We start from the raw sequence: 14,224 nt of genomic DNA, 5'->3' as shown, positions 1-14,224 counted from the left end.
ATATATGGATGAAATGATTTTTAATTTACTATTCTTCTAATCTGATATCTAAACCTAAACCTTTTAATTCATGCATTAATACATTGAATGATTCAGGTAAACCAGGATCTGGCATTGGCTCACCTTTAACAATACTTTCGTATGTCTTAGCTCTACCAATTACATCATCAGATTTTACAGTTAAAATCTCACGTAGGGTACTTGATGCACCATAAGCCTCAAGTGCCCAAACTTCCATCTCACCAAAACGCTGACCACCAAACTGTGCTTTACCACCTAATGGTTGTTGCGTAATTAATGAGTAAGGTCCTATAGAACGTGCATGCATTTTATCATCAACCATGTGCCCTAGTTTCAGCATATAAATAACACCTACTGTTGCGGCTTGGTCAAAACGCTGTCCAGTTCCACCATCATATAAATATGTATGTCCATATCTTGGAATTCCAGCCTCATCAGTCAACTCATTAATCTGATCTATGGTAGCACCATCAAAAATTGGAGTAGCATATGTGCGACCTAATTTCTGACCAGCCCAACCAAGAACAGTTTCATAAATCTGACCAATATTCATACGAGATGGTACACCTAATGGATTCAATACAATATCTACAGGTGTTCCATCTTCTAAGAATGGCATATCTTCTTGACGAACAATACGAGCCACAATACCTTTATTACCATGACGTCCTGCCATCTTATCACCTACTTTTAGTTTACGCTTTTTAGCAATGTAAACTTTAGCAAGCTTAATGATACCTGCTGGTAACTCATCACCAACAGAAATGGTAAACTTCTCACGTCTTAAAGAACCTTGTAAATCGTTTTCTTTAATTTTATAATTATGAATTAAATCTGCAACTAAGGTGTTGGTATGATCATCGGTGGTCCATTTTCCAGAAACTAAATGTGCATAATCATCAACAGCATTTAACATCTTTAAAGTGAATTTTTTACCCTTTGGTAATACTTCTTCACCTAAATCATTAAAAATTCCCTGAGCAGTTTTACCATTTACAATAGCAAACAATTTATCAACTAAAACGTCTTTTAAATCATCAAATTTTCTATCGTATTGAGCTTCTAAAGCCAAAATATCATCTTTATCTTGAGCTCTCTTACGCTTATCTTTTACTGCTCTAGCAAATAACTTTTTATCTATTACAACACCATTTAATGAAGGAGACGCCTTTAAAGAAGCATCCTTAACATCACCTGCTTTATCACCAAAGATAGCACGTAATAATTTTTCTTCAGGTGTTGGATCTGATTCTCCCTTAGGAGTAATCTTTCCAATTAGGATATCACCAGGTTTAACCTCTGCACCAACTCTAATCATTCCATTTTCGTCAAGGTCCTTAGTAGCCTCTTCAGAAACGTTAGGAATATCATTTGTTAGCTCTTCGTTACCTAATTTGGTATCCCTTACTTCTAATGAATACTCATCAATATGTATAGATGTAAAGATATCTTCACGAACAACTTTTTCAGAAATTACAATCGCATCCTCAAAGTTATACCCTTTCCAAGGCATAAAGGCTACTTTCATATTTCTACCAAGTGCCAACTCACCTTTCTGTGTAGCATATCCTTCACATAAAACCTGACCTTTAGCTACCTTATCTCCTTTAACTACAATTGGTTTAAGGTTAATTGAGGTTCCTTGGTTGGTTTTTCTAAATTTAACCAATTCATAAACTTTAACATCACTGTCAAAACTTACTTTAGCCTCATCCTCAGTACGGTCATATCTAATTCTAATTTCGTTAGCATCAACATAAAGTACTTCACCAGAACCTTCAGCATTAACTAAAACACGAGAATCAGAAGCTACTTGTCGTTCTAAACCTGTACCAACAATAGGAGCGTCTACTCTTAATAAAGGAACTGCCTGACGCATCATATTAGATCCCATCAATGCACGGTTTGCATCATCATGTTCTAAGAAAGGAATTAATGATGCGGAAATAGATGAAATTTGATTAGGCGCAACATCTGTATAATGCAATCCAACTGGATCGATTACCGGGAAATCTCCTTCCATTCTAGCAATAACTTTATCATGTAAAATCTTTCCACTATCATCTACTTGAACAGTTGCTTGTGCTATTAACTTTTCTTCTTCTTCCTCTGCACTTAAGTAAATAGGATCACCTTTAATATCAACAACACCATCTTCTACCGGACGGTAAGGTGTTTCAATGAATCCCATTGAATTTACTTTCGCAAAAACAGAAAGTGAAGAAATTAGTCCAATATTTGGTCCCTCAGGAGTTTCAATAGGACAAAGTCTTCCATAGTGGGTGTAATGCACATCACGAACCTCAAAACCTGCTCTTTCTCTAGATAAACCACCAGGTCCTAAAGCTGATAAACGACGCTTATGAGTAATCTCTGCTAATGGATTAGTTTGATCCATAAACTGAGATAGCTGATTTGTACCAAAGAAAGAATTAATTACAGACGATAATGTCTTGGCATTAATCAAATCTATTGGAGTAAACACCTCATTATCACGAACGTTCATACGTTCACGAATAGTACGTGCCATACGTGCTAAACCAACACCAAACTGAGAAGACAATTGTTCTCCTACCGTACGAACACGACGATTAGATAAGTGATCAATATCATCAATCTCCGCTTTTGAGTTGATAAGCTCAATTAAATATTTTATAATGGTAATGATATCTTCTTTGGTAAGCACTTGCTTATCCATTCCAATATCTAACTGTAATTTCTTGTTCATTCTATAACGACCAACTTCACCTAAAGAATAACGTTGATCTGAGAAGAATAATTTATCTATAATACCACGAGCCGTTTCCTCATCTGGCGGTTCTGCATTACGTAATTGTCTATAGATATGCTCAACAGCTTCCTTTTCAGAGTTTGTTGGGTCTTTTTGAAGTGTATTATGAATAATTGCATAATCACCTTGTTCTGAAGTTTCCTTATGTAAAAGAATTGTTTTTACTTCAGCTCCAAGAATTTCTTCAATATTTTCTTTTTCTAAAACAGTATCACGATCAAGCACAATTTCATTACGCTCAATAGATACAACTTCACCAGTATCTTCATCAACAAAATCCTCATGCCATGTGTTAAGTACACGAGCTGCTAATTTTCGCCCTAAGTATTTTTTTAATCCAGATTTTGATACCTTAACTTCCTCAGCTAAATCAAAAATCTCTAAAATATCTTTATCGCGTTCAAAACCAATAGCTCTGAACAATGTTGTTACAGGTAATTTTTTCTTTCTATCAATGTAAGCATACATTACCTGATTGATGTCTGTTGCAAATTCAATCCAAGAACCTTTAAAAGGAATTACCCTTGCTGAATATAACTTAGTTCCATTAGCATGGAAAGACTGCCCAAAAAATACACCAGGAGAACGATGTAACTGTGAAACTACTACACGCTCTGCACCATTAATACAGAATGTTCCTGAAGGTGTCATATAAGGAATAGTTCCTAAATAAACATCTTGAACAATAGTCTCAAAATCCTCATGCTCAGGATCTGTACAGTATAATTTTAATCTTGCTTTAAGCGGAACACTGTAGGTAAGACCTCTTTCAATACACTCATCTATAGCATATCTTGGTGGATCTACGAAGTAATCTAAAAATTCTAAAACAAATTGGTTACGAGAATCTGTGATTGGAAAGTTTTCCATGAAGGTATTATATAATCCTTCATCACCTCTTTCGTCCGACTTTGTTTCTAATTGGAAAAAATCCTGGAAGGATTTTATTTGAATATCCAAGAAGTCTGGGTATTCTGTTCTATTTACAATAGACGAGAAATTTAGTCTTTCAGCTTGTGTTGATAACATCAATGGACGGAATTTTGATTAAAAAATAATAGTAATAATAAACGTACTCTTTATATACGCAAAATGGTTTAGGTCTTGAAGAACTACTCTCCAGACCTAAACCTTAATGTTGTTTGGTTGCTAAGCTTATTTAAGCTCAACCTCTGCTCCAGCTTCCTCTAAAGAAGATTTTAAGCCTTCAGCTTCGTCTTTAGAAACACCTTCTTTGATTGCACTTGGTGCATCATCAACTAAACCTTTAGCTTCTTTTAATCCTAAACCAGTTAATTCTTTCACTAACTTAACTACAGCTAATTTAGATCCTCCTGGAGCTTTTAAGATTACATCAAATTCAGTTTGCTCTTCAGCAGCGTCTCCACCACCAGCAGCAGGTCCAGCTACAGCTACAGCAGCAGCAGCAGCAGGCTCAATACCATACTCATCTTTTAATATAGTAGCTAACTCATTAACATCTTTTACTGTTAAGTTAACTAATTGTTCTGCGAAATCTTTTAAATCTGCCATTTTTCTATCGTTTTAATAAATTTTTAATAATAATATAATTGTAATAAGTGCGTACTTTTTAATACTATCCTTCTTTTTCAGATAGTGTTTTAATAATACCAGCAAGTTTTCCACCACCTGATTGAAGTGCTGAAATAACGTTTTTAGCAGGAGATTGTAAAATTGTAATAATTTCTCCAATCAACTCTTCTTTAGATTTGATATCTACTAATACGTCTAATTGCTCATCGCCAATATAAACTGCCTCTTCAATAAAAGCTCCTTTTAACAAAGGCTTCTCTGATTTTTTGCGGAAAGTTTTTATCAACTTAGCTGGTGCATTACCTGTTTCAGAATACATCACAGATGTATTTCCTTTTAAAACAGTAGGAAGGTCTCCAAAATCTTTATCTGAAGCTTCCATTGCTTTTTCAAGTAATGTATTTTTAACTACAGCCATTTTTACGTTTGCTTTAAAACAAGCACGACGTAAATCTGAGGTTGTTCCTGCGTTTAACCCAGAAATATCTGTTAAATAGATATTTGCATTGTTAGCTAATTCTCCAGTTAACTCCTCAATTACTTGTGATTTTTCTTCTCTTGTCATAATAAAAGTTTTTAACTAATTAACCAACCTTAGGATCAACAGCAACACTAGGACTCATAGTTGAAGACATAAAAATACTCTTCACATAAGTTCCTTTAGCCGCAGTTGGCTTAAGTTTTATTAATGTTTGTAATAATTCATTTGCGTTACCTGCAATTTTATCAGCACTAAATGATGCCTTACCAATAGCAGCATGAACAATACCAGTTTTATCAACTTTAAAGTCAATTTTACCAGCTTTTACTTCACTTACTGCCTTAGCAACATCCATAGTTACTGTACCAGTTTTTGGGTTTGGCATTAAACCACGAGGACCTAATACACGTCCTAAAGGACCTAATTTACCCATAACACTTGGCATAGTAATTATAACGTCAACGTCAGTCCAACCACCTTTAATTTTATCAAGGTATTCTTGTAAACCAACATAATCCGCACCTGCTTCTTTAGCCTCCGCTTCTTTATCAGGCGTTACTAATGCTAATACTTTCACATCTTTACCAGTACCATGAGGAAGAGATACAACCCCTCTTACCATTTGATTTGCTTTTCTAGGATCAACTCCTAAACGAACTGCTAAATCAACAGAAGCATCAAACTTTGTATTGGTAATTTCTTTAATTAATGCTGAAGCCTCATCTACTGAATAAAGTCTTCCTTTTTCAATTTTCGCTACAGCTTCTTTTTGCTTTTTTGTTAATCTTGCCATTTTTAATGTTTTAAAGATTAATTAGGGAATTGCCCTGTTACAGTTATTCCCATACTTCTTGCCGTACCAGCAACCATTTTCATAGCAGACTCAACTGTAAATGCATTTAAATCTACCATTTTGTCTTCTGCAATAGTTTTAACCTGATCCCAAGAAACTTTAGCTACTTTTTTACGATTTGGTTCACCTGAACCCTTCTTCACCTTGGCCGCTTCTAATAATTGTACTGCAGCTGGAGGGGTTTTTATAACAAAGTCAAAAGACTTGTCTTTATAAACCGAAATAACAACTGGTAATACCTTACCAGCTTTATCTTGGGTTCTAGCATTAAATTGCTTACAGAACTCCATGATATTAACTCCAGCAGCACCTAGAGCGGGTCCAACCGGTGGCGACGGATTCGCTGCACCTCCCCTAACTTGTAGCTTAACTACTTTACTTAACTCTTTTGCCATTTTTAATAATTTAATTTGATATTGCTCTTATAAGTTGGAAGCTTAAGAGCTCATATATAGTGTAACAATTATTATACTTTTTCAACTTGCATATAACTCAACTCTAATGGTGTTTTTCTTCCGAAAATTTTAACCATTACTTCAAGCTTACGCTTTTCTTCATTTATTTTTTCAATAGTTCCATCAAACCCATTAAATGGTCCATCAATAACTTTTACCGTTTCTCCTTTAGTAAACGGAATTGCAACATTAGCCGTTTCTTCAACAGATAACTCATCTACTTTACCTAACATTCTGTTAACTTCAGATTGCCTTAACGGTACAGGATCACCACCTTTTGTTTCACCTAAAAAACCTATTACATTAGTAACAGATCTTATGATATGAGGAACTTCTCCCGATAAATTGGCTTGAACCATTATATATCCAGGAAAATAAACTTTTTCTTTACTTATTTTTTTCCCGTTTCTAATCTGAATCACTTTTTCTGTAGGAACCAGTACTTGGTCAACATAATCTTGTAAACCTAATCGAGCAATTTCATTCTCAATATAAGTTTTGATTTTGTTTTCTTGACCACTTACAGCCCTAACAACGTACCATTTTTTTTCGCTTACTTCAGACATAACTTATTATTAATTATTAATGAAGTCAAAGTAAAAACCAATAACTTTAGCAAATACTGTATCTACTCCCCAGATTGCCAGAGAGAAAATTATTGAAAACACAGCAACAAGCACAGTTAAATTTTGAGCTTCAGCCCAAGTAGGCCAACTTACATTGTTTTTAAGTTCACCAAATGATTCTTTTATATAATTTACAAATCCTGCCATTTATATTTTTATTTGCACGGGTTGAGAGACTCGAACTCCCGACACCTGGTTTTGGAGACCAGTGCTCTACCAACTGAGCTAAACCCGTAAATATAAGTCAAAAGGCATCACGCTTTTAAGCGTGATACCTTGACTATTTATTTAATAAACTATTGTTTAGTCTAAAATCTCAGTTACCTGACCTGCACCAACTGTTCTACCACCTTCACGAATAGCGAAACGTAAACCAATATTCATTGCAATTGGTTGAATTAATTCAACTGTAATAGTTAAGTTATCTCCTGGCATAACCATTTCTACTCCATCAGGTAATGCAATATTACCAGTTACGTCTGTTGTACGCACGTAGAACTGTGGACGGTAGTTATTATGGAATGGTGTGTGACGACCACCTTCTTCTTTTTTCAAGATATAAACCTCAGCTTTAAACTTAGCATGTGGAGTTACAGAACCAGGTTTAGTGATTACCATACCTCTTGAGATTTGAGTTTTCTCAATACCTCTTAATAATATACCTGCATTATCTCCAGCTTCACCTCTATCTAATATTTGACGGAACATCTCAATACCAGTAATAGTAGAAGTTAATTTCTCAGCTCCCATACCAATAATTTCAACAGGATCTCCAGTATTAGCAACACCAGTTTCTATTCTACCAGTAGCAACAGTACCACGACCTGTAATAGAGAACACATCTTCAATTGGCATTAAGAATGGCTTATCCATATCACGAACAGGCTCTTCAATCCAATTATCACATGCTTCCATTAATTCCAACACAGTATCTACCCATTTTTGCTCACCGTTAAGTGCACCTAAAGCAGAACCAGAAATTACAGGACCATTATCTCCATCATATTCATAGAAAGACAATAAATCTCTAACTTCCATATCAACAAGCTCTAATAGCTCTTCATCATCAACCATATCAACTTTGTTTAAGAAAACAACGATACGAGGAATACCTACCTGACGACCTAATAAGATGTGCTCACGAGTTTGTGGCATTGGACCATCTGTAGCAGCAACCACTAAAATAGCACCATCCATTTGAGCAGCACCAGTAACCATGTTCTTTACATAATCGGCGTGACCTGGACAGTCAACGTGTGCATAGTGACGGTTAGCTGTTTGATACTCAACGTGAGACGTATTAATTGTAATACCTCTTTCTTTTTCTTCTGGAGCGTTATCGATTTGATCGAAATCTTTAGCCTCAGATAAACCTGCGTCAGCTAATACTTTTGTAATAGCAGCTGTTAAAGTTGTTTTACCGTGATCAACGTGTCCAATAGTACCTATATTTAAATGTGGTTTTGAACGATCAAAAGTTCCTTTTGCCATGTTAAAATAATTTAATCTTAGTTATATAATAATATTAGTGTATTCTAATTCAATTTAATTTTGAGCCAACGACGGGATTTGAACCCGTGGCCTCTTCCTTACCAAGGAAACGCTCTACCCCTGAGCTACGCCGGCGTAAAGTGTTTACATCCTCATTAATTCAAATGAGATTCCTGCCTTCGCAGGAATTTTGAGCGGGAGACCAGGTTCGAACTGGCGACATTCAGCTTGGAAGGCTGACGCTCTACCAACTGAGCTACTCCCGCAATTTAGCAAGCAAACTTGCTAATTTAATAATCAAAATTATTTGTGGGAAGAGCAGGATTCGAACCTGCGAAGGTAAAAACCAACAGATTTACAGTCTGTCCTCGTTGGCCGCTTGAGTATCTTCCCAATTAATTTTCCAGTATTTTAAAGAACTTTTTCTTTTTTTGAGCCGATGGAGGGACTCGAACCCACGACCTGCTGATTACAAATCAGCTGCTCTAGCCAGCTGAGCTACATCGGCATTTTTATACAATTTTATGCATAAAAAAAGCCCGCTATTTCTAACGGACTGCAAATGTATTGATTTATTTTTTTATTCAAAACATTTTTTGAAAATTTTTCACTATAAATGAGCTCTTAATTTTTCTTTTCGTTTTTTTAGTTGCCTTTCTAATGAAGATGCTGCCATATCTGCCCCTTCTTCAAAAGATTTACATTGTTTTTTCACAACAAAGCTATCTCCCGGGACACTTACTCTTGCTTCAAAGATTTTATTTTCCTTGTCGCTCGTGTTCTCAACTTTTAAATAAACATCAGACTTAATAACCTTGTCATAAAACATATCCAGTTTATCCATTCTTTTTTGAATGAATTCTAAAAGCTTTTTGTCAGCGCTAAAGTTAACTGATTGCGTGTTTACTTTCATACTTTTCTTTTTTTGGTTAGACAATAATTTCATCTGTTACTTTTTACTTCTTGGATGTGCCTTTATATGCACTTTTTTTAATTCGGCTATACTATTGTGAGTATAAATTTGTGTAGCAGCCAAACTAGAATGTCCTAAAAGCTCTTTAACAGCATTGATATCGGCACCTTGGTTTAGCAAATGAGTTGCAAAAGAATGCCTTAATATATGTGGGCTTCTTTTGACTTTAGAAGATGCCTCACTAAAATAGGTATTTATTATTCTGTAAACAAGTGTTTCATAAATTTTAATACCCTTTTTTGTTAAAAACAAGCTCTGTGTATCTGCAATAGTATCTAATTTATTTCTAGCTATTAAATAGTTATGCATTGTTTTTTGAACAGAACTTAATAACGGAACAATACGCTCTTTATTTCTCTTCCCAAGTACTTTTAATGTTTTGTTTTCTAAATCTGCACTTGAAAGTGTTAGGTTTATTAATTCAATTCTCCTGATTCCTGTAGTATAAAACAGTTCTACGATTAATTTGTTTCGAGTACTTTCAAAATCATCACCGTCATATATGCTCTCCAATACCATATCAATTTCATTTTCAGAAAAAGGCACTTGTATTTTTTTACTAGTCTTTAAAGCTTTATGCTTTAACAATGGGTTAGTTTTAATATCACCAACTTTTAAAAGGAATTTAATATAGGTATTTAAAGCTGAAACCTTCCTGTTTATACTCCTGTTAGACAAACCATTTTCAACCATAAAAACAATCCAACTTCTAATTTGGGCATAATTCACCTTACTAATATCACTATCTTGATATTCAGATTTTATAAATTCCATAAAGTTGCTTAAATCTTTTATATAAGCATCAACCGTTAATTTTGAATATTTTTTTTCTAATAATAGATAATCTGAAAATGATTGTAATGACATTTAAATATTGGTATAGTAGAAAAATAAAGATACAAAAGAATTAAGCACAAAAAAAATCCCACTAAAAGTGGGATTTCAATATTATAATAATTAATTAAACTTCTTCTGCGTCTCTTAGCTTTTGAACATATTGTGCCTTTTGGACTAATGCTCTTCTAGCAATAGAAGGTTTAGTGTACTGCTTACGTGTTTGTAAAGCTCTTTTTCTTCCAGTTTTATCAAACTTTCTTTTATAACGCTTTAGAGCTCTATCTATATTTTCTCCTTCTTTAATTGGTACAACTAACATAGTGCCTTAACCTCCCTTCTTTTAAAATTTTGGAGTGCAAATATAAAAACTAATTTATAATTTACAATTCATTAAACAAATTATGTTGCCGGCTTGTAATTCTTTTTATCAATAACCATTTTACCAATAATTTCTTTTAATATTTCAGAAGTACCACCTCCTATAGGTCCTAACCTACTATCACGCAATAATCTTGCTAAAGGATAATCTTCCATATACCCATACCCTCCCAAAAATTGCATACATTCATAAATTACTTTATCTGCCATTTCAGTAGATTTTAATTTAGAAATGGAAGCCTCTTTAACCACATATTCACCTTTCTCTAAACTTGCGGCAACCGCATAGTTATATGTTTTACAAATTTCCATTTGGGCATACATTTCTACATACCTATGTCTTAAAGCCTGAAATTTATCTAATTCCTTTCCAAAAGCAGTTCTTTCAGACATGTAATTTAAAGTATATTCTAGTGCATATTCTGCACGGGCATGTGCATTTACCCCCATTACTAAACGTTCAATTGCAAAGTGCTGCAGTATATATGAAAACCCTTGATTTTCTTCCCCTAATAATTGATTAGCAGGAACTTTTACATTATCAAAAGCTATTTCAGCAGTATCAGAAGCCCTCCAACCTAGTTTATCTAATTTAGTTGCTGAAATTCCATCTGAATCTCTATCAACTACAAAAATACTAATCCCTTTATTTCCTATTTCAGGGTTTGTTTTGGCTGCCACAACCAGGTAATCACTATAAACTCCATTAGTAATAAATGTCTTAGACCCATTTATTAAATAGCTATCACCTTGTTTTACTGCTGTAGTTCTCATACCAGCTACATCACTTCCTCCTGAAGGTTCCGTAATACATAGACACCCTAATTTTTCACCTGAAATACTAGGTGCTAAATATTTAAGTTTCATTTCTTCACTCCCTTCTGCATTAAGATGCGTCATAGCCAAATAAACATGTGCCCATACTGCAGCTGCAAACCCTCCAGAATGAATTCTTTGAAGTTCTTCTTGTAAAATAACGGTATAGAAAATATCTAAGTCTGAACCACCATAAGCCTCAGGGTAATGAATACCAAAATAACCCATATCCCCAAATTTTTTCCAAACAGAAAAATCTATAGAACCAGTTTCTTCCCACTCATTAATATGAGGCACTACTTCTTTCTTTAGAAAATCACGCAAGCTTGCTCTAAAAAGGTTATGTTCTTCCGTGAAGTACATATTCGTCATAAGAATGTGAAATTTTAATCGAGCGACAAATATAATTTAATTATCTCGATTTTTTTTATCGGAAAGTCTATAACTTTTGCTAATTCATCAAAAGATTTGAAACCCTCCCTTAAAGTTCTTTGTTCAATAATATTATGAGCAATGTCATAATCAATGTGTTGAATGGTTACCAACTCATCTATTGAAGCTCTATTAATGTTTAACTTTTGAATTTTTCTTGGAGATTTAACTGTAAAGTGGCTTGTAAGACGCTCAATAACTTCTGGTGTTAAACCGTATACATCATGTAATTGAACATCAGCAATAAATCCTCCAGCAAATTTGTTTCTAAATTTTATAATTCTACCAGAGAGCACTTCGCCAATACCATTAATTTTTTGAAGCTCTAAAGCTGTAACTTTATTTAAATCTTGTTTTTGAGCAAACGTCTTAGATATATTTTTATTTATTTCACTATTCCAATTTGACGCTCTAACTGGATTTAAGACCCAATCTGGGAATTTAAAATAAGTGGAAATTGTTTTTAATAATGAATCTGAAACTTGAGTTACTTGTTGAAACTGCTTAGTAGAATTTATCCATTGACCTTGTTTTCTGAACTCTAACAATCTGTCTATTTCTTCATTGCTCATTCCTAATGCGGCTCCTTTATAATCAGTAATAAAATTCGGGTTGAAAGGAAATATCTTTGGTTTTCGTGCATCAAGCTCAACTTGTTTAAGAGAATCTATTTCGTTGTTAAACTTTGTGAGTTTTTCTTGATTTACAACAACTTCTTTGGAAGAAAAATCAATAAAAAAATAAACACACTGAAATACAATAATGAGAAGTACCAATAAAAAAATCCCATTCCGCTGTCCTTTAGTAAACGTGAAATGGGATTTCATAATCTTTATTTTTTATTATGATTTACCACCTTTTATAGCACCAATATACCTTCTAACCTCATCTCTAACCTTTGGAAATAAAAAGTATAATCCTATAATATTAGGAATTGCCATTGCAAAAATCATAGCATCCGAAAAATCTGTTACAGCACCCAAACTTGCCGCAGAGCCTACAATAATCATAAGGCAAAACAAAATTTTAAATGTATAATCAGAAGCTTTTGAACGTCCAAATAAAAACATCCAAGATTGTAAACCATAGTAAGACCAGGATAACATAGTTGAAAATGCAAATAATACCACCGCAATAGTTAAAACATAAGGAAACCAAGGTAATACCGATGCAAAAGCCTTAGAAGTTGCTAATACTCCATCCGGAGCTTTCACTCCATACTCCATAATACTTCCATCTCCATTAGTAATAATAATCACTAACGCGGTCATAGTACAAACCACAACGGTATCAATAAAAGGTTCTAATAGCGCAACTAAACCCTCCGATGCAGGATATTTTGTCTTTACAGCTGAATGGGCAATAGCAGCAGAACCAACTCCTGCTTCATTAGAAAATGCCGCTCTTTGAAAACCTATTATTAAAACTCCAAGCACACCACCTGTAATTCCTTTTGCATTAAATGCCCCATCAAATATTTGCTCAAAAGCTGAACCTATTTGTCCAATATTCATAACAATAATTACAATTGCTGCGAGAAAATATATTCCTACCATAAATGGCACTATTTTTTCTGTAATACTACCAATACGTTTAATACCACCAATAATAACTATGGCTACCAGAATAGCCATAATAACACCAAACAGAACACCTGCCGAAGTAGAATTTGACCCTATCATGGTATTAAACTGTTGAGCAGCTTGATTAGCTTGAAACATATTTCCGCCCCCAAATGAACCACCAATACACATTACCGCAAATACTATTGCCAATATTTTACCTAAGGTTCCTTTACCAACATCTTTAAGCCCCTTCTTTAGGTAATACATTGGTCCTCCATAAACAGTTCCGTTTTCACCAATATCTCTATATTTAACACCTAAAGTACATTCAACAAACTTTGAAGACATACCTAATAAACCAGCAACAATCATCCAAAATGTTGCTCCAGGTCCACCTAAAGAAATTGCTATGGCAACACCTGCAATATTACCTAAACCTACAGTTCCTGATAGAGCAGCTGTTAAAGCCTGAAAATGTGACACTTCACCTTCATGATTTTCTATTGCAATAGTTTCAAGAATATCGCCACCGGGAGTCGGATCACCAGCCATACTCATAGACTCATGGTGATCTAATTCATCATACTTTCCCCTTACTATATTTACAGATACAGGAAAAAGTCTAATGTTAGCAAACCTAAAAACAATAGTAAACACCAAACCTGCTAATAGTAACCATATTATTACAATTGGCATTGAAACTCCCTCAGCTAACTTAACAGAAGTAAAAATAAAACCACTCCAAATATCTGATACTGGCTTAAACAACTCATTTATTCTCTCATCCAAACCTTTTTCAGTCGCTTCTTGAGCAAAAGTTAAAAATGGAAAAATTAGAGATACTATTGAAAGAAGAAGTTTCTTCATAAGATTTTATAATTAGTTAGTTTTTGTTAAAATGGCCATTAATTGAAAGCAAGATGCTAAAAATAATTGACTATTTAAAATTCA

Annotated in this window: 14 protein-coding genes and 5 tRNA genes; all 19 read right to left on the bottom strand. The window is 34.1% G+C overall.

Features of this window, described 5'->3' with window-relative positions:
• Positions 1 to 28: 28 nt before the first annotated feature.
• Positions 29 to 3,841, bottom strand: a complete 3,813-nt coding sequence (rpoB, locus tag N1F78_RS11890; RefSeq protein WP_406685689.1) for a DNA-directed RNA polymerase subunit beta — start codon at positions 3,839 to 3,841, stop codon at positions 29 to 31.
• A 126-nt stretch (positions 3,842 to 3,967) separates the two neighbouring features.
• Entirely contained in the window at positions 3,968 to 4,345 is a 378-nt protein-coding gene (gene rplL, locus N1F78_RS11885) for a 50S ribosomal protein L7/L12 (protein WP_406683376.1), read from the bottom strand.
• A gap of 64 nt (positions 4,346 to 4,409) precedes the next feature.
• On the bottom strand, positions 4,410 to 4,931 hold the full coding sequence (gene rplJ, locus N1F78_RS11880) for a 50S ribosomal protein L10 (protein ID WP_406683375.1): 522 nt from the start codon (positions 4,929 to 4,931) through the stop codon (positions 4,410 to 4,412).
• 19 nt (positions 4,932 to 4,950) lie between these two features.
• Positions 4,951 to 5,640 (bottom strand): 50S ribosomal protein L1, encoded by a 690-nt coding sequence (gene rplA / locus N1F78_RS11875; RefSeq protein ID WP_406683374.1) that lies wholly within the window; start codon positions 5,638 to 5,640, stop codon positions 4,951 to 4,953.
• 17 nt (positions 5,641 to 5,657) lie between these two features.
• Entirely contained in the window at positions 5,658 to 6,095 is a 438-nt protein-coding gene (gene rplK, locus N1F78_RS11870) for a 50S ribosomal protein L11 (RefSeq protein ID WP_406683373.1), read from the bottom strand.
• Positions 6,096 to 6,166: 71 nt separating this feature from the next.
• Entirely contained in the window at positions 6,167 to 6,721 is a 555-nt protein-coding gene (gene nusG, locus N1F78_RS11865; RefSeq protein ID WP_282136286.1) for a transcription termination/antitermination protein NusG, read from the bottom strand.
• Positions 6,722 to 6,730: 9 nt separating this feature from the next.
• Entirely contained in the window at positions 6,731 to 6,928 is a 198-nt protein-coding gene (gene secE / locus N1F78_RS11860) for a preprotein translocase subunit SecE (RefSeq protein ID WP_147769302.1), read from the bottom strand.
• A gap of 15 nt (positions 6,929 to 6,943) precedes the next feature.
• Positions 6,944 to 7,016 (bottom strand) — tRNA-Trp (locus N1F78_RS11855).
• Between the two features lie 68 nt (positions 7,017 to 7,084).
• Positions 7,085 to 8,272: an elongation factor Tu gene (gene tuf / locus N1F78_RS11850; protein WP_406683372.1), complete on the bottom strand. Its 1,188-nt coding sequence runs from the start codon at positions 8,270 to 8,272 to the stop codon at positions 7,085 to 7,087.
• A 63-nt stretch (positions 8,273 to 8,335) separates the two neighbouring features.
• Positions 8,336 to 8,407: transfer RNA gene (locus N1F78_RS11845), tRNA-Thr, on the bottom strand.
• A gap of 58 nt (positions 8,408 to 8,465) precedes the next feature.
• Positions 8,466 to 8,538: transfer RNA gene (locus N1F78_RS11840), tRNA-Gly, on the bottom strand.
• 44 nt (positions 8,539 to 8,582) lie between these two features.
• Positions 8,583 to 8,665: transfer RNA gene (locus tag N1F78_RS11835), tRNA-Tyr, on the bottom strand.
• A 41-nt stretch (positions 8,666 to 8,706) separates the two neighbouring features.
• A tRNA-Thr gene (locus N1F78_RS11830) sits at positions 8,707 to 8,780 on the bottom strand.
• 102 nt (positions 8,781 to 8,882) lie between these two features.
• The gene (gene hpf / locus N1F78_RS11825; protein WP_406683371.1) at positions 8,883 to 9,185 is read right to left on the bottom strand and encodes a ribosome hibernation-promoting factor, HPF/YfiA family; all 303 of its coding nucleotides are present in this window, start codon (positions 9,183 to 9,185) and stop codon (positions 8,883 to 8,885) included.
• 36 nt (positions 9,186 to 9,221) lie between these two features.
• Positions 9,222 to 10,112: a tyrosine-type recombinase/integrase gene (locus N1F78_RS11820; RefSeq protein WP_406683370.1), complete on the bottom strand. Its 891-nt coding sequence runs from the start codon at positions 10,110 to 10,112 to the stop codon at positions 9,222 to 9,224.
• A gap of 94 nt (positions 10,113 to 10,206) precedes the next feature.
• Positions 10,207 to 10,401: a 30S ribosomal protein S21 gene (rpsU, locus tag N1F78_RS11815; protein WP_406683369.1), complete on the bottom strand. Its 195-nt coding sequence runs from the start codon at positions 10,399 to 10,401 to the stop codon at positions 10,207 to 10,209.
• 80 nt (positions 10,402 to 10,481) lie between these two features.
• Complete coding sequence (locus tag N1F78_RS11810; RefSeq protein WP_406683368.1) at positions 10,482 to 11,648, bottom strand: acyl-CoA dehydrogenase family protein; 1,167 nt, start codon at positions 11,646 to 11,648, stop codon at positions 10,482 to 10,484.
• 14 nt (positions 11,649 to 11,662) lie between these two features.
• Positions 11,663 to 12,535 carry a ComEA family DNA-binding protein gene (locus N1F78_RS11805; RefSeq protein ID WP_406683367.1) on the bottom strand — a complete coding sequence of 291 codons (873 nt, stop codon included), beginning with the start codon at positions 12,533 to 12,535 and terminating at the stop codon, positions 11,663 to 11,665.
• Between the two features lie 15 nt (positions 12,536 to 12,550).
• On the bottom strand, positions 12,551 to 14,140 hold the full coding sequence (locus tag N1F78_RS11800; RefSeq protein ID WP_406683366.1) for an alanine/glycine:cation symporter family protein: 1,590 nt from the start codon (positions 14,138 to 14,140) through the stop codon (positions 12,551 to 12,553).
• Positions 14,141 to 14,224 lie beyond the last annotated feature (84 nt).

The organism is Seonamhaeicola sp. MEBiC01930, from assembly GCF_045277075.1.
In the GTDB taxonomy this organism is placed as follows: domain Bacteria; phylum Bacteroidota; class Bacteroidia; order Flavobacteriales; family Flavobacteriaceae; genus Seonamhaeicola.
This window is presented reverse-complemented; position numbering and strand designations above follow the sequence as displayed.